The sequence below is a fragment of the Pseudoalteromonas sp. CO109Y genome, assembly GCF_004208935.1.
GTDB classification, from domain to species: Bacteria; Pseudomonadota; Gammaproteobacteria; order Enterobacterales; family Alteromonadaceae; genus Pseudoalteromonas; species Pseudoalteromonas shioyasakiensis.
Genome location: NZ_SGPD01000011.1, coordinates 387454 through 407233, shown reverse-complemented (window position 1 = coordinate 407233; position 19780 = coordinate 387454). Strand labels below are relative to the sequence as shown.

The following is a 19780-nucleotide window of genomic DNA, read 5'->3' as shown; positions in this document are numbered from 1 at the left end:
TTACATTGGTTTACAGCACTTCCTGTGTTTAACCGCAAATTACTAGACATTCTAGTGCTTTAATTTTACTTTCATTTTATTAACAATAACTAAAAGTAAATTTATTATGATCAAGAAAACACTAGCATGTGCAATTGTTGTTGCATTGGCGGGCTGCGGTGAATCTACCCCAACAAAAACAGAACAAACAGTAAAAACTGCAGAGGTTAAAGCTGCTGTGAATTATCCAGAAACTAAAAAAGGCAATGTTGTTGATGAATACTTCGGTGAGAAAGTAGCCGATCCGTATCGTTGGTTAGAAGACGATATGAGCGACGAAACAGCCCAGTGGGTTAAAGCCGAAAATGACGTTACCTTTTCTTATCTAAAAAATATTCCGTATCGCGATGAGCTAAAAACTACGCTTGAAAAGTTGATGAACTACGAAAAAGTCACAGCGCCATTTAAAGAGGGTGACTACACCTACTTTTATAAAAACGATGGTCTGCAAAATCAGTATGTAGTTTATCGTAAAAAAGGTGACTCAGAAGCTGAGGTGTTCTTAGATCCAAATACTTTCAGTAGCGACGGCACAACCTCAATGTCGGGCTTAACATTCACAGAGGACGGCACGCTAGCGGCCTATCAAATCTCTGAAGGCGGCAGTGACTGGCGTAAAATTATCATTATTGATACAGCGACTAAACAACCAATTGAAGAAGCATTAGTCGATGTAAAATTCAGCGGTATTTCTTGGCTTGGCAACGAAGGATTCTATTATTCGAGCTACGATAAGCCAAAGGGTAGTGAGCTGTCTGCAAAAACAGATCAACATAAAGTTTACTACCATAAGTTAGGCACGGCACAAGCAGATGACCAATTAGTTTATGGTGGCACAGAGGCTCAGAAACATCGTTATATTGGTGCTGATGTAACCCGTGATAATCGTTATTTAATAATTGCTGCAAGTACTTCAACTTCAGGTAATAAACTGTTTATCAAAGATTTAACTAAGCCTGACAGCGAGCTAGTGACTATTTTAGATAACACTGACTCAGATACCTCAATTATTGATAATGACGGCTCGAAACTGTATTTAGTGACTAACTTAAACGCGCCAAATAAACGTGTTGTAACTGTTGATGCAGCTGATCCAAGCCCTGAAAATTGGCAAGATTTAATCCCAGAAACTGACAATGTGCTTAGCCTTTCAAAAGGTGGTGACTACTTCTTTGCTAAGTATATGGTTGATGCGATTTCACAAGTAAAACAATACGATAAATCAGGCAAATTGGTGCGTGATATCAGCCTGCCAGGTGTGGGTACTGCATATGGCTTTAGCGGTAAGCACGATGCACAAACGCTGTATTACTCATTTACTAATTACACTACACCAGGCAATACCTATTCGTTTGATGTTGAATCAGGTAAGTCTGATGTGTACCGCAAGTCGGGCGCTAAATTTAATAGCGAAGAATATATCTCTGAACAAGTGTTCTATACATCAAAAGATGGCACCAAAGTTCCGATGATAATTTCGTACAAAAAGGGCACCGAACTTAACGGTAAAAATCCGACTATTTTATATGGTTATGGTGGCTTTAACGTGAGCCTAACACCAAGCTACAGCCCTACAATTGCGGCATGGCTTGAGCACGGTGGTGTATATGCTGTTGCTAATATTCGTGGTGGTGGCGAATACGGTAAAGAATGGCATGTAAATGGTACACAGCTTAAGAAACAAAATGTATTTGATGACTTTATTGCTGCGGCTGAGTACTTAAACGAAAAACAATACAGCTCACCTGATTACCTAGCGGTACGTGGTGGCTCAAATGGTGGCTTATTAGTAGGTGCGGTTATGACACAGCGCCCTGAGCTATTTAAAGTTGCGCTTCCTGCTGTAGGTGTTTTAGATATGCTGCGTTACCACACTTTTACAGCGGGTGCTGGTTGGGCGTATGACTACGGTACGAGTGAACAAAGTAAAGAAATGTTCGAGTACTTAAAAGGCTATTCACCAGTTCACAATGTAAAAGAGGGTGTTAGCTACCCAGCAACCTTAGTAACAACAGGGGATCATGATGACCGTGTTGTGCCTGCGCATTCATTTAAGTTTGCAGCCGAGCTACAAGAAAAAGGTGCGAAACAAAATCCGTATCTTATTCGCATTGAAACAAATGCAGGTCATGGTGCAGGAACACCAACAAGTAAGATCATTGATCAATACGCTGATATTTATGGCTTTACCCTATATAACATGGGTGTTAAATCGCTATAAGATATTTATTAACTAAAATGAAAACGCCGAGCTAAGCTCGGCGTTTTTATATCGATTGATTGAGATGTTTATAAATCGATACCCAGCGCGAAAATCATTTTGTAATCTTCTTTTTCTGGTACTACACCGTTTTCATCGGCAATCGGGTCAGCTAAATAGTCCCATACTAATGACATATCAAAATCAATATCATCAGTGATCTCAAACTCAAACGCAGCCATCGCATATTGAGAGTCACCACCTGCATCACTGTTTGCAGTTAGGTAGCGATAATTAAAGGTAAAATCAATTTTCTTGGTGACCTCTAGCTCGTAATTAGTGCCGACAAAATATGACCAAGATGAATTTGATTTTTCTTCACCCGTAGCGACAGTATCAAACTCAGTTTTTTGATAAGCAGGGCCTGTTGAAAAATCCCATTCTGTTTTATCGGTATCCATTACATAGTAACCAACACCGGCACCCACTGTGTACTTGTTAGCGATATTTTGAAACGGATCACGGTAGTACTCAAAGAAGATAGGGCGGTAATACATTTTTTGGGTCTGAAACCAGTCGAAGGTACCGTTAGCGCGAATGTTGTTTTTAGTGACTTGCTCATCGCTGGTGGTGCGATAACCTAAAAACTCAGCGAGGAAACGGCTAGACGCCGTACGGCGCTTGATATCTGCACGAGCCGAATACTCTGTTTGGTCAGTATTACCTTTTGATATATCGGCACCTAGAGATATTTTCACTGTCCATGCACTGAGTTCGCTTTCAACTGAAGGAGCAATAGAGACCAAATCGCGATAACGGTATTTAGCTTCTTGTTCGCCAACTTTTACATAACCACCAGAGATATTTAATGTGCCGCTTAGCTCATTACCATCGTTAAAGCGAACGGTATGGTGACGATCTGAGATAATCATGTAGACATCTTCGCGATCAATAATCAAGGTGTCGAGCACATCACTGTCGAACTCGATTTCTTTATCGTACATGGAGACCAGCTCGCCTTTGAGCCATTCGCCCGAATTCAGCCGTACCCAATCGAAATGAGTGGCATCTTTTATGATTATGCCGCGTTCTTCAAGAAGCGGATCAGGAAGTGATTCTGCACCATAGCAAGCAAATGAGCTTGCTACAGCAGCAATAATAAGCAGGTATTTTTTGAGCATTATTTCAATCCATGTTAAATAAAATGCATTCAAGGGGTGAGATTGTTATTACTATAACCTGTTTGATTTTAGAACAATTTTAACTACTGTTCAAAAATTACTTAAGCAGATGGCAAAAACAAGCGCTGATAGGTTTTATAAGCATATTCATCACTCATCCCAGATAAGTAGTCACATATTATGCGCATTGCATTATCACCTTGCTGATGCGCATTTAGCCACATTTCTTGGGTTGTTTCCGGTAATAAGCGCATTGGGTCGCTGGCAAAAGCACTAAATAGCTCAATCAGCAGGTTTTGCCCTTTAAATTCAACTTGCTGCATCTTTGGCTCGCGAATTAAACGTTTAAAAACAAAATGTTTTAGCACGTTAAGAATTTCGGCAAATTCATCCGGTAGGCTTACTGTGTATTGCAGTATTTCTGATTCGAAATCTGCGTTTTGTACAACTAACTGAGCGTTAATAATAAAGGTGTTAACCAACTCACCAATAGCGTCTTTACGCTCATACTCGTGATGAGAAAAGAGTCTGGCGGTTATCGAGCTTAAATGGGTAGTTAGCCACGCTGAATCGAGCTCTTGTAATTGTACAAGGGCGTGGTTTTGCCAATCAGCCAGCGTTAAAACCTCTGTAGCTATGGCATCTTCTAAATCGTGAACGGCATAAGCAATATCGTCGGCTAATTCCATAATTGCTGAGTCTATCGATTTGTAATGGGTTTTAGCTCTAAACTCATCAACCTTATAATGACTACTCAGCAGCGCTTTATCGTTATTCGACAGTGGCTCAATGATCCAATCGAAAACATCTTTATCGTCTTTATATAAGCCTTTGGCTGGTCGCCAATGGTCAGCTTTAATAAAACTACGTTGCTCACTCAAAGGTGGAATGCTGTGCCACAAATCATCAATAAAGGCTGGATATTTAATAAAGCCTAATAAGGTGCGTCTGGTTAAGTTCATGCCATAGCCATTAGAATAGGGCTCAAGCTTAGACACAATTCTTAATGTTTGGGCGTTACCTTCAAAGCCACCATGCTCGCGCATCATGTAATTTAATGCTATTTCACCACCATGACCAAAAGGAGGGTGGCCAATATCATGAGCAAGACATAGGGTCTCGAGTAGGCTACCGCTCGGAAAATTCGTAAATTCAGGGTGCTGCTTTTTTAGATGACGTAATAAACCACTGCCAATTTGAGCAACTTCTAAAGAATGGGTCAGACGGGTTCTATAAAAATCATTTAAGCCAATACCCATAATTTGGGTTTTAGCCTGCAACCTCCTAAAGGCTGCGGCGTGGATGATTCGAGAGCGGTCAACTTGCCAAGCTGAGCGGTTATCGTTTGGACGATATTTTTGCTGATCAATAATGCGAGCTTGCCAAGATTGGCACATAAAAATAACCTACCTTTTTCTCGTTTGCTTGCTTTTCAGTATACGCAAGCGCTTGAAAATTGCGAGTAAATTGGCGCTAAATCACGCTATTTTGGTAAAGGTTTAGGTAATTTCCTTAGGGCAAATTCGCCAAAAATAGACGGTTTTGGTATACTTCGCCTTTGTGTGTGCGTGACGTTACCGCACATGAGTAGTAGTTTATATGAGAGAATACATGCTTAATTACGTTTTTCGAGCTTTACTTGCTGCTTTTTTTGCATGGGCGTTGTTATCGCCATTTGTAGATAAAGAAGTAGTAGAAAGTGGGTCTGAACAATCGCAGACAACGCCAAAAGGGACCCAGCGCGTAATCAAAAAAGAAAAGCCATTACATAATGTGAAACTGCCAGATTTTGCAGCTTTTACTGATGTGAAAGAAAAGAAACATGCATTTTTTGATTTTATTCGCCCTCATGTTGAGGCCGAAAATAAAAAGATTCTACAGCAGCGTGCGACTTTAGAAATCGCGCGCATGATGCTGGAGTACAATGAGCCACTAAGTAGCAAACAGCAATCAGATATTAAAAAAATACTGAATAGCTACAAGTTGCCTACCACCATAGATACTTTATCGCTTACCCAGGCACTTCGTCGTGTTGATATTATTCCTAAAGAGCTTGCGCTTATGCAAGCAGCTAATGAGTCAGCATGGGGTACGTCACGCTTTGCACGTATTGGCTTAAACTTTTTCGGCCAGTGGTGTTATAAAAAAGGCTGTGGCATGGTTCCTCGTCGCCGTGCCAACGAAGCTGCTCACGAAGTGGCTGCATTTCAATCGGTACGTGCTGCTGTAAACTCTTATTTTAAAAATATTAATACCCATGCGGCGTATAAAGATTTAAGATCAATTCGTGCTGATTTACGTCGCCAGCAAAAGCCAATTGATGCAACTAAGCTAACACAAGGTTTACTGTCTTACTCTGAACGACGTGAAGCGTACATTGAAGAATTGAATAAAATGATAAATCAAAACAGAGCTTACTTTGATGAATAAACTCCTTCCATGGTTAAAAGCAGCAACCATCGCGGTTGCGCTAGGTGCAGTTGCTTCAAAGGCCGCTGCAACAGAATTTGTTGTTGCCTATGATGGCTTTTACGATCGTTTAAAAGTTGTTAATAAAGGCGAGTTTCAATACGCTCAAGTTAACTTTTATTTGTCTGATATTGCTAGCAACGAAGTATGCACAATTAAATCAGGTAAAATAATTACAGAAAAACAAGAGTTTGACTTAACTTATACAGATAAGGCTCAACTACTTTTACCATTCGATAAGCAGCTTGATACAGATAAAGCCGTAATAGTTGTTCAACCAGAAAATCCAAAACATGAATGCCAATTAAAGTTACAAATTGAAGCAACGGATCTGGCTGATTTTGAACTCAGTAAAGCGAACTTATATACGTTAAATGAAGAATTTGACGAGCTGTTATCTGATTTATCAGGCTTTTTTGTTAGCAAATTAATGTGGTTTTTACTGCCTGAACAACAAGGTGTTGTACTTAAATTTAACGGCCAAGATGCTATTTCGGCAAATGACGTTAGCTGTAAGGAGCAGCGTTGTTCAATAAAAGTAACAGACGACTGGCAAGACGATAACACAGTGCTTAGCAGTCATGCTGAGCTTATCAGTGCCACACCGTGGATTGTTAAATAGCGACCATATATTGGTAAAAGCGTTTAAACATCGGCAAAAGGGACCTTATTAGGTCCTTTTTTCGTTGTGAAGCAGATAGTTCTTATGTCTCTTTTTTTAAAGAGTTGCCTCGTTATTTTGGTTTAGTATCAAAATCTGAAATTCATCGTAAGCAGTGCAGTTACTTTGACTATTTCTTTTATCTACATTACTCCTCTTAATTCATATCTTTTCTAACTATTTGTATTGCTGTGCATTTAAGAATTAGCGTGTTTTTAGATCTGAAAACAGTATGAAGATATGAGTTTTTACTGATTGTTTCTTGCTATAGATAAAAGGTTTAATTTTATTTTAGCATCCTTGTTTTTACTTAATTATTAAGTGCTAACCTTCTATTTTTAAATGATTTTTCAAGAATTAAAAATATAGATTTAGATCAAGTTACTTAGCAATAACTGGCTTAAAGTAAAACTATAAAGATCTCAATATAGGTAGTTATAGTTTAAAAGGAGTCGTTATGCAGACAGTCAATGTCGAACCTGTATCAGTTAAACAACAGAAATTAGCCGAAGCCAATGCGAAACAAGGTGTGGTTTTTGATCTAAATGTTAAAAACCCAAGCTTAAAGTGGAATGCTGACGGTAAATACCCATATAAACGCAAAATGGACGTGGTTGAATACGAGCGCCATAAACACGAACTGCAAATCGAGCTTTTAAAAATGCAAGGCTGGGTAAAAGAGACCAACCAGCAAATTGTGATTTTATTTGAAGGTCGTGATGCGGCGGGTAAAGGTGGCACTATTAAGCGCTTTATGGAGCATTTAAACCCTCGTGGGGCGCACGTAGTGGCTTTAGAAAAACCATCTGCAAGAGAGCGTGATCAATGGTACTTTCAGCGTTACATTAACCACCTACCTACCAAGGGTGAAATTATACTATTTGACCGTTCATGGTATAACCGAGCCGGTGTTGAGAAGGTAATGGGCTTTTGTGATGATCACGAATATTTAGAGTTTATGCGTCAAACACCTCAACTTGAACGTATGTTGGTGAATAGCGGGATAAAGCTATTTAAATATTGGTTTTCGGTCAGCAGAGAAGAGCAATTTAGACGCTTTAAATCTCGCCAAAATGATCCACTCAAACAATGGAAGCTAAGCCCAGTTGATATGGCATCACTGGCTAAATGGCATAATTATAGTGATGCCAAAGATGCCATGATGTTTCATACCCATACTAAGGATGCACCTTGGACACAAATTCGCTCTGATGATAAAAAGCGCGGGCGTATCAACTGCATGCGTCATTTCTTAAGCTGTTTGGATTATCCAGAAAAAGATCACGAAATTGTGAATCGTCTCGACCCGCTTATTGTCACTGAACCTACCCGCATGTCTGCACGTCAGTGAAGGAGAATACTATGCAAAATTCACAGTCAGTATTTGAGAAGCGTCTTGCTAAGCTCGAAAAAATTCTCGAAAAGAGTAAAAAAGAAGTGGCTAGAACCTCTGAAATCGCAAAAGATGCAGCACTAAAAGCACAAGCAGCTGTAGAGTGCGCTAGTGAAGCAGAGAACCTAGCCGAAAATGCTAAAAAGCGCTTGAAAGCAGCTAAAAAGCAATTAAAAGAGGCCAAAGTGTTAAAAATAGCGCAGAAAAATGCGTCGAAAAAGTCGGCAATAAAACGTGCTAAACGAATGGCAAAGAATAAAAAAGCTAAAACTAAAAGCGCTTAAAGTTAACAAAGGGCACAGGGCTCATATGCCCTTTGTTTTTTATTAAGCGTATAGCTGGACATTTTTACGATTCTCGATATGCTAAACCTTACTTTTTCAGGGACTTAAAAGCATCTTAATGAAAACTTCAGCGCCTATTTTTGTTATTTTACTGCTATGTTCAGCTTGTAGCAGTCATTCACCTATCAAACAAGAAATGCAAACTAAGTTGCAAGGCTCATGGCAGTCTACAAATAGCCCAGTTTGTGAAGCTAATTTTCATACCATAACGTTTAAAAATAAAATATTAGAAATCTCTTATGATGAGCAGGGCTATATTTCCGCGTCTGAAGCGAGAAAAACCTTCGTTTATAATATTCTCTCAGCAGAGAAAAATTTAATCCGTGTGCAGCTTGAAAATGAAACCCGCTTAGATAAAAAGGGCAAGCCTGTGGTTTGGCATCTAAAACCTCTTAGAAATGATAAATACTGTTGGGGCAGAGATGATTGGCCTGACCTTGCTTGTACAGCTTCTCGTTACAAATGCACTGTAAAATAAATCAGCAGTCAGTTTACAGAGGTCAGAAAATTAGAGCTTTCAGCCTGTAAATTGATGAACCTGTGGGCCTATTCCCTAAGCGCTGTGCTTTACGTGGTATCTCTACGAGTGAAGCGCTTTAATTATCCCATGCTAATTATTTCAACTGGCTCAAAAAGTCCGTATAATCCACGCCGAACTTTTTACTATGAAACATGGCTAACAAAAGCCTGTATGAGCAGAGCAAATGAATCAAACTGATACTAGAAAAGAAACTCTTGAATTTAATAAACTTCAAAAGCGTCTAAGAAGGCATGTTGGTAACGCAATTACTGATTACAACATGATCGAAGACGGTGATGTTGTTATGGCATGTATCAGTGGTGGTAAAGATTCTTTTGCAATGCTAGATATTTTGCTTAATTTACAAAAAGCAGCGCCGATTAAATTTGAAGTGATTGCAGTAAACCTTGATCAGAAGCAACCTGGTTTTCCTGAGCACATTTTGCCTGATTACTTTGAAACGCTAAATATTCCGTATTACATCGTTGATAAAGATACTTACTCAGTAGTAAAAGAAAAAGTACCAGAGGGCAAAACAACCTGTGGTCTGTGTTCACGACTTCGTCGCGGCACACTTTATTCATTTGCAGAAAAAATTGGTGCAACCAAACTAGCACTTGGTCATCACATGGATGATATCGTTGAGACAATGTTCTTAAATATGTTCCATGGTTCGCGACTAAAAGCGATGCCACCAAAATTGCGCTCTGATGATGAACGTAACGTGGTAATCCGTCCGTTGTCATATTGCCGTGAAAAAGACTTAATTAAATACGCTGAGCACAAAGACTTCCCAATTATTCCTTGTAATTTATGTGGCTCACAAGAAAACTTGCAGCGTCAATCAATCAAAGCCATGTTGACTGAGTGGGATAAGAAAACTCCAGGTCGTGTTGAGAGTATCTTTAAGTCTTTACAAAATGTTAGCCCAAGCCAGCTTGCAGACAGAAACTTATTTGATTTTGAAAATTTACCACTTGATAGAGAAGGCAATCGTGAAAGCTATGACTTTAGCGAGGCGGTGGTCTCATCAACAAACATTGATGAATCATTATTTATTGATGTAACAAATATATAAAAACCCCCAAACTGTATATAAAAAAAGCCCCAAACTGGGGCTTTTTTAATGCATATTTAAAAGGTTATTTAGCAAGTGGGCTCACATAGCCGTCTGGTTTTAGTGCTAAAACATCGCAGTCAAGGCTATCAATAACATGCTCTGCTGTGTTACCGACAAGCGCTGCACTTAAGCCAGTACGTCCAACTGTACCTATCACTACTAATTCGCTGTTGAGGCGTGCAGCCACATCAGGAATAACATCTTCTGGTAAGCCTTCTTCAATGTGGCAATGAGCTTGGTCAATATCAAACCCTTCAGCTAATGAAAGCGTTGATTCAAAGTGATGTTTTTTAACTGATTCGTTATAAACACCTGGGTTGAATTCAGGGATTTCAATAGCGATATTAACTGGAGTTGCCGGGTAAGCATTCACAAGGTTAAGTGTTGCGTTGGCTAAATCACAAATGAAACGAGCGTCATTGATAATACGCTTGTTAAGTTCAAGGTGTTGTTCATTCTCACTCACTGCGTTCACAGCAGCTAAAATATTGCCTTTTGCCGGCCACTCTTTCTCTTTAACAAGCAAAACTGGAGCAGGGCACTTACGAATGAGGTGCCAGTCAGTTGGTGTGAAAATAACAGACTTAAGTGTATCGTGTTGATGGGTGCCTTTGACAACAAGGTCAAAACCATCGTTGATCACGGTATTGATAATGGCTTCGTAAGGGCGGTTATGCCAAACCACACAGCTATCAATGGTAAGCTCTGGATAAAGGGCAATTTGTTCATTTAACCATTCTTGGCGGTCTTTTATGACGGCTTCGCGCATTGCTTCACGCTCATCAGCAGAAAGCATTGTGGTCATTTCATAAGAGAAGTCGTAGATACTGAGGAAAGCGGTGATGGTCGCGCCAGATTTTTTGGCTAGATCAATTGAGCGGCTTAAACTATGCTGCTGCTCTTTGGTTGGGTCTATAACTGCTAAAATTCGTTTAATTGCGTCCATGTGCTGCTCCTTAACTGTTCCGCAAAAAGTAGTACTTTGAGTGTAACCTAAATTTAGAACAGTTAAAGGGGCAAACAATATAAAGTTGCGTTAAATCAAACTCTATTTACATTTAATCGCTGCTGTTGCTGCAAGCGCTTGCTGGTCCAAAATGGTGATAAATTTACCTTCAACCTTAATAAAACCAGCTTTTTGGAAGCGGCTTAAAAGGCGGCTAATTGTTTCAACAGTAAGGCCTAAATAATTACCGATTTCACCACGTGTCATGGTTAAACGGAATTCTTTACGTGAGAAACCACGTTCACCAAAACGCTCTGCAAGATTATAAATAAAACTGGCTAGACGCTCTTCAGCTGACTTTTTATTGAGTAACAATAACATTTCTTGGTCATAGTTAATTTCATTACTCATTAAACGCATAATTTGTTGGCGTAGTTTAGGTAGTTTACCCGCTAATTCGTCTAGAGTATCGAATGGAATTTCACATACCATTGAAGTTTCAAGGGCTTGTGAGAAGCTTTGATGAGCCATTTTGTTAATAGCATCGAAACCAACTAAATCACCAGCTAGATGAAAACCAGTTATTTGTTCATCACCTTGTTCAGACAAAGTATAAGACTTAAACGAGCCAGAGCGTACCGCATAAATGGCATTTAAGCTTTCGCCAGACTCAAATAAATAATCACCTTTATGCAGTGGTTTCTTACGTTCGATGATTTCATCGAGACGATCCATTTCTTGACCGTTTAATGAAAATGGCAAACATAGCTGGCTGATACTGCAATTATTACAGCTAATTGTGCATAAGCCTTTTGACTTGTTTTGTGAGAAGTCCATACATCAAATCCATTCAAATAAGTTAACAACCAGTAAGATTAATGAATTAGCTTATCGGTTGCTATAATTAATAAGTATATACCGTACCATATTATTACGCTGCCTAGAATAACCCTAGTCCAAACATGGTTGAAAATAGTGTTTATTTTCTGGCTGACGAGTCCTACGCTTATCATGGCAGGAAAGGTGCCTAACGCGAAAAATAACATCACACCTGCACCATGTGATGCTGATGGGCTAGTCAGTGCCCAGGTTAGCGCTGAATAAACCAATCCACAGGGCAACCAGCCCCACAAAGCGCCATAGAGTAGGGCTTTTGGGGTAGTATCGACCGGTAATAAATAACGATTAAGTTTAGCTAAATGCTGCCATACTAGGGTTTTGCCAAGTTTTTCTAGCCACTGTAGAGTTGCCGCTAAACGCATAATGTAAACCCCAACAAGGAGCATAAAAATACCACTCAAAAACGACAACGCTATCGATATAGAAGTATTTTGCGCTGCAAAGCGACTACTAATTCCTGCAACAAGAGCACCGGCAAGCATGTAACTTAGTGCGCGGCCTAGGTTATAAGCAACCGAAAAGCTCACTGCACGGTTTTTGTTGGCGGCAAGTTGTAAACTACTGGCAATGCCACCACACATGGCTAGGCAATGACCACTACCTAACAAACCCATTATAAATGCACTAATAAACAGCGGATCAATCATTACTTTTGTTGTGCTGCTCTTTATCGTCTTCGAACAGGATACTGTGGCCCTGTTTGTTTAAATCAGAAAATTGTTCGCTTTTTACAGCCCAAAAGAACACCCCAATAGCAATTAGCACAAATAAAATGGCAATTGGGATAAGCATGTAGATGATACTCATAGTTTTAATAACCTTAATGAGTTGGTAATAACCAAAATGGAGCTTGCAGACATACCAATTACAGCCATCCAAGGAGCAACGAGCCCAAGGGCTGCCAATGGTAAAATCGAACCATTGTAAATAAGTGATAATGCCAAGTTTTGCTTAACAATACGGCGCGTCTTTTTCGAGACAGTAAGCAAATGCTCTATGGCGGTTAGATCACTATTGAGTAATACCACATCGGCACTGTTTTTGGAAATATCAGCGCCGGTTTCCATCGCAATCGATAAATGCGCACTGGCAAATACTGGGCTGTCATTCACGCCATCACCCACCATAGCAACAATGGCACCTTTACTGGCAAGTGCTTCGACATGGGTTTGTTTGTCGCGAGGGCTACATGCAGCATGCACGGTATCTAAATTTAGCTGTTTTGCAATTCGCTCACCACTGTTAGAGGCATCGCCCGTTAACATATGGCACTTAATTTGTTGCGAATGAAGTGTAGTAATCAATTTTTCTGCGTTATTACGTAGGCTGTCGGCTAAGTAAAAGCGCGCAATGACTTGTTTATCGATATATAAGGTTGCTTGCGCATCTGCTTTTTCGGTATCAAACCAACCGCTTTTACCTATCGCCAAGTGCTGTTCATTGAGTAAAGCGGTAATGCCTTTACCCGGTTCGATAGTCACATTTTCAATAGGGTTCACTGTGTCGTTGAAACCAGCGAATGCATTAGCAATGGGGTGCTCAGAGAAACTTTCAAGTTGCGCTGCTAAGCGTAATGCATCAGCTTCACTGTATTGGGTGTTAACTAGTTCAACGCGTTCAATGGTAAAGCGACCTTGCGTTAAAGTACCTGTTTTATCAAAAGCAATATCTGTTAATTGTGGTAGCGTTTCTAACACATGGGCTTGTTTTATTAAAATTCCACGCTTCGTAAGGCTGGCTACAGCACACGTGAGAGCGGTTGGAATTGCTAAGCTAAGCGCACAAGGGCAGGTTGCAACAAGTACAGAAATTGTGACCCAAAAGGCATGCTCGGGGTCTATTTGATACCAACCAATTGCTGTTATTGAGGCAAACACTAATAAACAGGCAACAAACCACTGCGCTACTTTATCTGTTATCTCAACTAATCGCGGGCGCTTGGTTAACGCTGTGTGTTGTAACTTAATAATTTGATTAAGCAGGGTATTTTGACCGATTTTGTTGATCTCAATACTGATCACGCCATCATGGTTAATCGTTCCTGCGTAAACTTGATGGCTGACAAACTTATTAACGGGTTGATGCTCGCCAGTCATCATGGCTTCATCAACGGTTGTTTGACCTTTTGTAACAATACCATCAGCAGGAATTGTCTCGCCTGCTTTGATTAATACAACATCACCCAGTTTTAGTTTTTTAGCGGCAATTATCGATTCTTGATTATTCTCATCGATAATACGAGCTGTAAGCGGCAGTAACTTTTGCAAATTAGCGGTAAATTCACTGGCTTTTAAACGGGCTCTAAATTCTAAATACTTACCTAATAATAATAAGAAGGTAAACATACAGATAGATTCAAAATAAACTTCGCCAACCGACATTAATGTGGCATAACAGCTTGCCCCATAAGCACCAAAAATAGCTAATGAGACGGGTAAGTCCATATTCAGCTGTTTGGCTTTTAAACCATTAATGGCATTGGTTAAGAATGGCAGGGCACTGTAAAGAATAACTGGAGAAGCAAGCACTAAGCTTATCCAGCGGAAATACTGCTCGAAGTTCTCTTCCATGCCAGAGAACATGCCAAAATACATGGCAAAAGCAAACATCATTACTTGCATGGTCATCAGACCGGCAACCCCTAAACGGCGGATGTAGGCTTTTGCGGCTTGCTGTTTTTGGCTTGCTTCAAGGTCTGCCTGAAACGGATAGGCTTTATAGCCGATTTCATGTAATGAGGTAATAATTTGGCTAAGCGGTGTAATCGATTTATCCCATTGGATCATGGCACGGTTGGTCGAAGTATTTACATCAACACGTTTGATTGCTTTTAAGTTAAGTAGTTGTTTTTCGATTAACCAAGCACAGGCAGCACAGGTGATGCCTTCAACCGTTAATAGCACTTCTGATAAATCATTAGTGGCTGAAATAAACTCGTCTTGAATATCTTCGTTATCGTAACTTTTAATCAACTCGAGTTGCTCTGGAACAAGTTGTTCAACTTTACCAGAGCGCACAGTTCTAAATTTATAGTAATCGGTCATGCCTTGGGCGACGATATTCTCAGCAACCGTTTGGCAACCAATACAACACATAGGTTGTGCCTTACCGTCTATTTCGACAGTCGCATTAAAGCCTTTTGGCACACTTTCAAGACAATGAAAGCAATTATCGGACATTAGAGTTTACTACTTATATTCAGGGCTAATCGAAATCGTTTTTTCAGTTGGTAGAATTACATCTTCTTTAAGTTTCCAACTGTTATCGATTGGTTCAATAAACACTGTGTATGCACCGTCAACATGGGTGTCGAGTAGGGCAGTAAAATCGCCATGGGCGTTTTTCATTAGGCTTACATCAAAGTCATTGGCTTTAATGGTGCGATGATAAAATGACATTTTTAAAGAATGAACATTGCTTGCATCACCCTTGGTGAAAGTGAAAGTTACTTTGTCGCCTGCAACATTTAAATCGCCATGTAAATAAAGTGCTTTTGCTTTATTAAATTTGCTGAGTTCAAGGTTAATTGCTTTGCCTTTTTTATAGTAATCATCAACAACCATATCTGGGCCGTTGCCAATCGCCATATAAATAAGACCAGCACAGCCGATGATGGCTGCAAGAGGAAAAGAGATTAAAAACCATGGCCAAAAGTTTTTATACCAAGGAGTGGGTTTCATAGTACTTATACCTTTAAAAACGTTGTACGCATTTTATCGGATTTAAAAGCAAAAGACTAAAAAAAAGCCTCCAGATGGAGGCTTTTTTGATCTTAATTAATCTATTGAATTAAAAGATTAATTGTTTATACATTTTATTAACCGCGTGGTTATTTATCTTGCGATAAGCTGTAAACGTACGCTGTTAATAAGTGAACTTTATCTTCACCTAAAATGTCTTTCCATGCTGGCATTACACCGGCGCGGCCATTGATTAGTGTTTCTTCAACAGCACGTTTAGAACCACCGTATAACCAGATGTTATCTGTTAGGTTAGGTGCACCAAATGGTAAATTGTGTGCAACTGAACCTTTACCGTCAGCACCGTGACACGCAGCACACATTGCAAACTTAGCAGCACCTGCAGCAGCGTCTTTTTGGTTAACAGTACGGCCTGAAAGGCTAAGTACGTGAGCAGTCATTTCTTTAATGCCTTGCTCGCCAAGTGCATCACCCCAAGGTGGCATCGCAGCAACACGACCGTAAAGAAGTGTTTCTTTGATCTTGTCTGGTGTACCGCCGTATAACCAATCGTTATCCGTTAGGTTAGGGAAGCCTTGACCACCACGTGCATCTGAACCATGACATTGTGCACAGTTTTGAGAGAATAAACGTTGACCAATCTCAAGCGCTTTTTCATCTTTAACTAGTGTTTCAATATCTTGTTTTGCGAATGACTCAAAGATTGGGCCAAAACGCTCATCAGCAGCGATAAACTCTTGGTCTAATTGAACGTTCTCACCATTTTCTAAGGCTACTCTAGTTGCTTCTTTTGAAGCTGCTAAAGATTTTACACCCTGGTTAGAACTTGTCCATTTACCTAAACCTTCCCAGTTACCTAAACCTGGGTAAGCAGCTAGGTAGTATACAGACCAAATGAATGTAGCGAAGAACATGTAAGTCCACCACTTTGGTAGTGGGTTGTTTAGTTCTTCAATGCCGTCAAACTCGTGACCACAGCTTTCGCCTTCTTTAACACCTGTGTAGTTTTTTAAGTTCCACAGTAGTAGGCCGAAGATGATAGCAAGACACGCTAGGGTTAATACGATAACCCATATACTCCAAAAGCTAGTCATTTCTCAGACTCCTTTTCCTCGTTAGAGATTGTGTTGTTGTGTTTTTTTTCATCTTCAAATATGGCATTAGCAGCGTTATCAAATCGGCTTTTGCTACGCTTGCTGTATGCCCATACAACAATCACAATAAACAGTACTAAAATTACCAGAGTCAAAATGCCTCTGTATGTTCCGTAATCCATAATAATTACTTCAAGTGTGTGCCAAGCTGTTGTAAGTAAGCGATTAGAGCTTGCATTTCAGTTGCGCCTTCACCATTGTTCATGGCTTCGATTTTCGCAATGTCAGCTTTTAGCTCTTCGTCACTTCCGTAACCTTTACCGTCGTAACGGTCGCTTGCTTTGTCGATTCCGAAGCTATCACGGAATACTTGAAGCTTTTTAAGTGTATGGGTCGTATCGACTCTGTTTTCGTCTAACCAAGGAAACGCTGGCATGTTTGACTCAGGAACCACAGCACGTGGGTCCATTAAGTGAGCATGGTGCCAATCGTCTGAGTAACGCTCACCAACACGAGCAAGGTCAGGACCAGTACGCTTAGAACCCCATTGGAATGGGTGATCCCATACTGACTCACCAGCTACAGAGTAGTGACCGTAACGCTCAACCTCGTCACGGAAAGGACGAATCATTTGTGAGTGACAGTTGTAACAACCTTCACGCACGTAGATATCACGGCCTTCCATTTCTAACGCTGTAAGAGGGCGTAAGCCATCAACAGGTTTAGTCGTATCGTCTTGGAACATTAGTGGAGTAATCTCAACTAACGCACCAAAGCTGATTGCAAAGACAGTCAAGATAGCCATTAGGCCAACGTTCTTTTCGACTATTTCGTGTTTGTTTTGTGAATTATTATTGCTCATCGTGCTACTCCATTATGCCAATTGTGCGTCAGCGTCTAATTGAAGCGAATCTTTCTTCGCTGCAATAGTACGATAAACGTTGTAAGCCATAATTAGCATACCTGTTACGATGAATACACCGCCTAGGAAACGCATGATATAGAACGGATACGAAGCTTCTAATGACTGTACAAAGCTGTACATTAACGTACCGTCTGAGTTTACTGCACGCCACATTAGACCTTGCATTACACCTGAGATCCACATTGCTACGATGTATAGAACAACACCAACAGTGTGTAACCAGAAGTGCGTGTTAACTAGTTTAACACTGTACATACGGCCTTGTGAGAATAGTGCAGGGATTAGGTGATAGATAGCACCGATAGAAATCATTGCAACCCAACCTAGTGCACCTGAGTGTACGTGACCTACAGTCCAGTCAGTGTAGTGAGAAAGCGCGTTAACTGACTTAATAGCCATCATTGGGCCTTCGAACGTAGACATACCGTAGAAAGATAGAGAAACAACTAAGAAACGAAGTACTGGGTCAGTACGTAGTTTATGCCATGCACCTGATAACGTCATGATACCGTTGATCATACCACCCCAAGATGGAACGAATAGGATAACTGACATAACCATACCTAAGCTTTGCGTCCAGTCTGGAAGCGCAGTGTAGTGTAGGTGGTGAGGACCTGCCCAGATGTATAAAGAAACAAGAGCCCAGAAGTGAACTACCGATAAACGGTAAGAATAAACAGGGCGACCTGCTTGTTTTGGTACGAAGTAGTACATCATACCTAAGAAACCAGCAGTTAATAAGAAACCAACAGCGTTGTGACCGTACCACCACTGAACCATTGCATCTACAGCACCTGCGTAGATAGAGTATGATTTAGTTAGTGAAACTGGAATTGCCATGCTGTTTACAATGTGTAAAACGGCAACAGTAATGATGAAACCAGCGTAGAACCAGTTCGCAACATAGATGTGCGATACTTTACGCTTGATTAACGTACCAAAGAATACAACTGCGTAAGTTACCCAAACAACGGCGATAAGAATATCGATTGGCCATTCAAGTTCTGCGTATTCTTTTGAGCTGGTGATACCTAGTGGTAAGGTAATCGCTGCTAGTACGATAACAAGTTGCCAACCCCAGAAGGTGAAGGCTGCTAGTTTATCTGAGAAAAGGCGCGTTTGACATGTACGTTGTACGACGTAATAAGACGTCGCAAAAAGTGCACTTGTACCAAATGCGAAAATTACTGCGTTCGTGTGTAACGGACGTAGTCGAGAGTAAGTTAACCATGGTGTATCAAAGTTAAGTGCTGGCCAAGCTAATTGGGCAGCAATCAGAACCCCAACACTCATGCCAACGATGCCCCAAATCACTGTCATAATAGCGAATTGGCGTACAACTTTATAATTGTACTCAGTTTGTGATGCTACTGTTTGGCTCATTTTCTGGCTTCCGCTGCAATAAATGCGTTTTAGAAATGAATTACCCACTTTTATTCAAAGTGGGGCCTACTATTACTTCACAAGCGTGTTACCTAAAGCCAACTTAGCAGTGCTAGCTTCAGAAAACAAACTCGAGAAACCCTTATTTTTGCGATGGAAATGATAAAATTTTTGACCTTAAAAAGATAGGTCAATTGCATAAAATTATGACATCAATCAAATTTTAGCGCTTTGTTGGTTATTTTTTGTCAGAGATTGTATTTTTATTAGCTTATTCCATCTAGCATGGTTGTCTTTTCGCGGGTAGCTCACTAGTATCCGCTTTTATTTTATACAGGCAAATAGAGTGCGAACTAGTTTATTACCCGTTTTCCTTTTCAGTGTATTTTTAGCTGCATGCGATAGCCAAAGTATAGAAGAGGGCGGCACAAGTACAAGTTGTGAGAACAATAGTCATTGTTATTACCCTAATAATGCAGAAGTTTGGCTGAGCAACCCAGATGTCAGCCCTGAGTTGCCTTTTGCAATCAACCTAAAGCTGCCGAAAGATGCTAAAAACCTCTCTGCAAAACTTGAAGGGGTCACTATGTATATGGGTTTTATTCCACTGCAGTTTAAACAGACAGGGCAAGTTTGGGTTGCTGATACTATGGTTGGCGCATGCTCTGAGCCTGTAATGACCTGGAAAATGATGCTCACTTATACTACTGGTGACAATCAACCACAAACTTTGCTTTATTATTTCGATTCACTGCAAACTCGATAACATCTTCCCTTATTATTGTTGATCACAGCTTTTGATTATTTAAAAGCTGTGATTGTCGTCATCCCTACGTCATCTTTTTCTACTTTAATGTTCTTTATTAGCCGTATCTTTATACGGAATTACAAATTGACGGAACAA

The 19780-nt window shown here is 40.2% G+C and carries 20 protein-coding genes; 8 read left to right on the top strand and 12 right to left on the bottom strand.

From position 1 onward, the window contains the following. Nucleotides 1-106: 106 nt before the first annotated feature. Nucleotides 107-2260: a prolyl oligopeptidase family serine peptidase gene (locus EXT43_RS04690; RefSeq protein ID WP_130166471.1), complete on the top strand. Its 2154-nt coding sequence runs from the start codon at nt 107-109 to the stop codon at nt 2258-2260. A 68-nt stretch (nt 2261-2328) separates the two neighbouring features. Here EXT43_RS04690 and EXT43_RS04685 read toward each other — a convergent pair whose 3' ends face one another. Then, nucleotides 2329-3420: a DUF481 domain-containing protein gene (locus EXT43_RS04685; RefSeq protein ID WP_130166470.1), complete on the bottom strand. Its 1092-nt coding sequence runs from the start codon at nt 3418-3420 to the stop codon at nt 2329-2331. Nucleotides 3421-3521: 101 nt separating this feature from the next. After that, complete coding sequence (locus EXT43_RS04680; protein WP_055021046.1) at nt 3522-4817, bottom strand: anti-phage deoxyguanosine triphosphatase; 1296 nt, start codon at nt 4815-4817, stop codon at nt 3522-3524. A 214-nt stretch (nt 4818-5031) separates the two neighbouring features. On the opposite strand from EXT43_RS04680, the gene EXT43_RS04675 reads away from it, so the two are divergent. From EXT43_RS04675 to ttcA, 6 genes are all read left to right on the top strand, one after another. Beyond that, nucleotides 5032-5850: a glucosaminidase domain-containing protein gene (locus EXT43_RS04675; protein ID WP_058584850.1), complete on the top strand. Its 819-nt coding sequence runs from the start codon at nt 5032-5034 to the stop codon at nt 5848-5850. Continuing rightward, nucleotides 5843-6511 (top strand): DUF2987 domain-containing protein, encoded by a 669-nt coding sequence (locus EXT43_RS04670; protein ID WP_054561320.1) that lies wholly within the window; start codon nt 5843-5845, stop codon nt 6509-6511. Before EXT43_RS04675 ends, EXT43_RS04670 begins: the two co-directional genes overlap by 8 nt. A gap of 496 nt (nt 6512-7007) precedes the next feature. Beyond that, on the top strand, nt 7008-7901 hold the full coding sequence (gene ppk2 / locus EXT43_RS04665) for a polyphosphate kinase 2 (protein WP_130166469.1): 894 nt from the start codon (nt 7008-7010) through the stop codon (nt 7899-7901). Between the two features lie 11 nt (nt 7902-7912). Then, nucleotides 7913-8227 carry a hypothetical protein gene (locus tag EXT43_RS04660; protein ID WP_130166468.1) on the top strand — a complete coding sequence of 105 codons (315 nt, stop codon included), beginning with the start codon at nt 7913-7915 and terminating at the stop codon, nt 8225-8227. A gap of 118 nt (nt 8228-8345) precedes the next feature. Continuing rightward, nucleotides 8346-8765 (top strand): hypothetical protein, encoded by a 420-nt coding sequence (locus tag EXT43_RS04655; RefSeq protein WP_130166467.1) that lies wholly within the window; start codon nt 8346-8348, stop codon nt 8763-8765. Nucleotides 8766-8991: 226 nt separating this feature from the next. Continuing rightward, on the top strand, nt 8992-9885 hold the full coding sequence (gene ttcA, locus EXT43_RS04650) for a tRNA 2-thiocytidine(32) synthetase TtcA (RefSeq protein WP_054561325.1): 894 nt from the start codon (nt 8992-8994) through the stop codon (nt 9883-9885). Between the two features lie 64 nt (nt 9886-9949). On the opposite strand, the gene uspE is transcribed toward ttcA, so the two are convergent. From uspE to ccoN, 10 genes are all read right to left on the bottom strand, one after another. Then, entirely contained in the window at nt 9950-10873 is a 924-nt protein-coding gene (gene uspE / locus EXT43_RS04645) for a universal stress protein UspE (RefSeq protein WP_054553049.1), read from the bottom strand. 102 nt (nt 10874-10975) lie between these two features. After that, on the bottom strand, nt 10976-11710 hold the full coding sequence (locus tag EXT43_RS04640; protein WP_054553050.1) for an FNR family transcription factor: 735 nt from the start codon (nt 11708-11710) through the stop codon (nt 10976-10978). A gap of 38 nt (nt 11711-11748) precedes the next feature. Further along, the gene (locus EXT43_RS04635) at nt 11749-12420 is read right to left on the bottom strand and encodes a sulfite exporter TauE/SafE family protein (protein ID WP_054561327.1); all 672 of its coding nucleotides are present in this window, start codon (nt 12418-12420) and stop codon (nt 11749-11751) included. Continuing rightward, nucleotides 12413-12580 (bottom strand): cbb3-type cytochrome oxidase assembly protein CcoS, encoded by a 168-nt coding sequence (gene ccoS, locus EXT43_RS04630; protein ID WP_054553052.1) that lies wholly within the window; start codon nt 12578-12580, stop codon nt 12413-12415. The genes EXT43_RS04635 and ccoS overlap by 8 nt, the downstream gene beginning before the upstream one ends. Beyond that, nucleotides 12577-14952 (bottom strand): heavy metal translocating P-type ATPase, encoded by a 2376-nt coding sequence (locus EXT43_RS04625; RefSeq protein ID WP_130166466.1) that lies wholly within the window; start codon nt 14950-14952, stop codon nt 12577-12579. The genes ccoS and EXT43_RS04625 overlap by 4 nt, the downstream gene beginning before the upstream one ends. 9 nt (nt 14953-14961) lie before the next feature. After that, a complete protein-coding gene (locus EXT43_RS04620; RefSeq protein WP_062565225.1) occupies nt 14962-15453 on the bottom strand; it encodes a FixH family protein in 492 nt (163 codons plus the stop codon). 149 nt (nt 15454-15602) lie between these two features. After that, a complete protein-coding gene (ccoP, locus tag EXT43_RS04615) occupies nt 15603-16568 on the bottom strand; it encodes a cytochrome-c oxidase, cbb3-type subunit III (protein WP_130166465.1) in 966 nt (321 codons plus the stop codon). Beyond that, complete coding sequence (locus EXT43_RS04610; protein WP_054561331.1) at nt 16565-16750, bottom strand: cbb3-type cytochrome c oxidase subunit 3; 186 nt, start codon at nt 16748-16750, stop codon at nt 16565-16567. Before EXT43_RS04610 ends, ccoP begins: the two co-directional genes overlap by 4 nt. 5 nt (nt 16751-16755) lie before the next feature. Further along, entirely contained in the window at nt 16756-17430 is a 675-nt protein-coding gene (gene ccoO / locus EXT43_RS04605) for a cytochrome-c oxidase, cbb3-type subunit II (protein WP_054561332.1), read from the bottom strand. A gap of 12 nt (nt 17431-17442) precedes the next feature. Beyond that, a complete protein-coding gene (gene ccoN, locus EXT43_RS04600) occupies nt 17443-18876 on the bottom strand; it encodes a cytochrome-c oxidase, cbb3-type subunit I (protein ID WP_036967883.1) in 1434 nt (477 codons plus the stop codon). 346 nt (nt 18877-19222) lie between these two features. On the opposite strand from ccoN, the gene EXT43_RS04595 reads away from it, so the two are divergent. After that, a complete protein-coding gene (locus EXT43_RS04595) occupies nt 19223-19642 on the top strand; it encodes a hypothetical protein (protein WP_130166464.1) in 420 nt (139 codons plus the stop codon). Nucleotides 19643-19780: the final 138 nt, after the last annotated feature.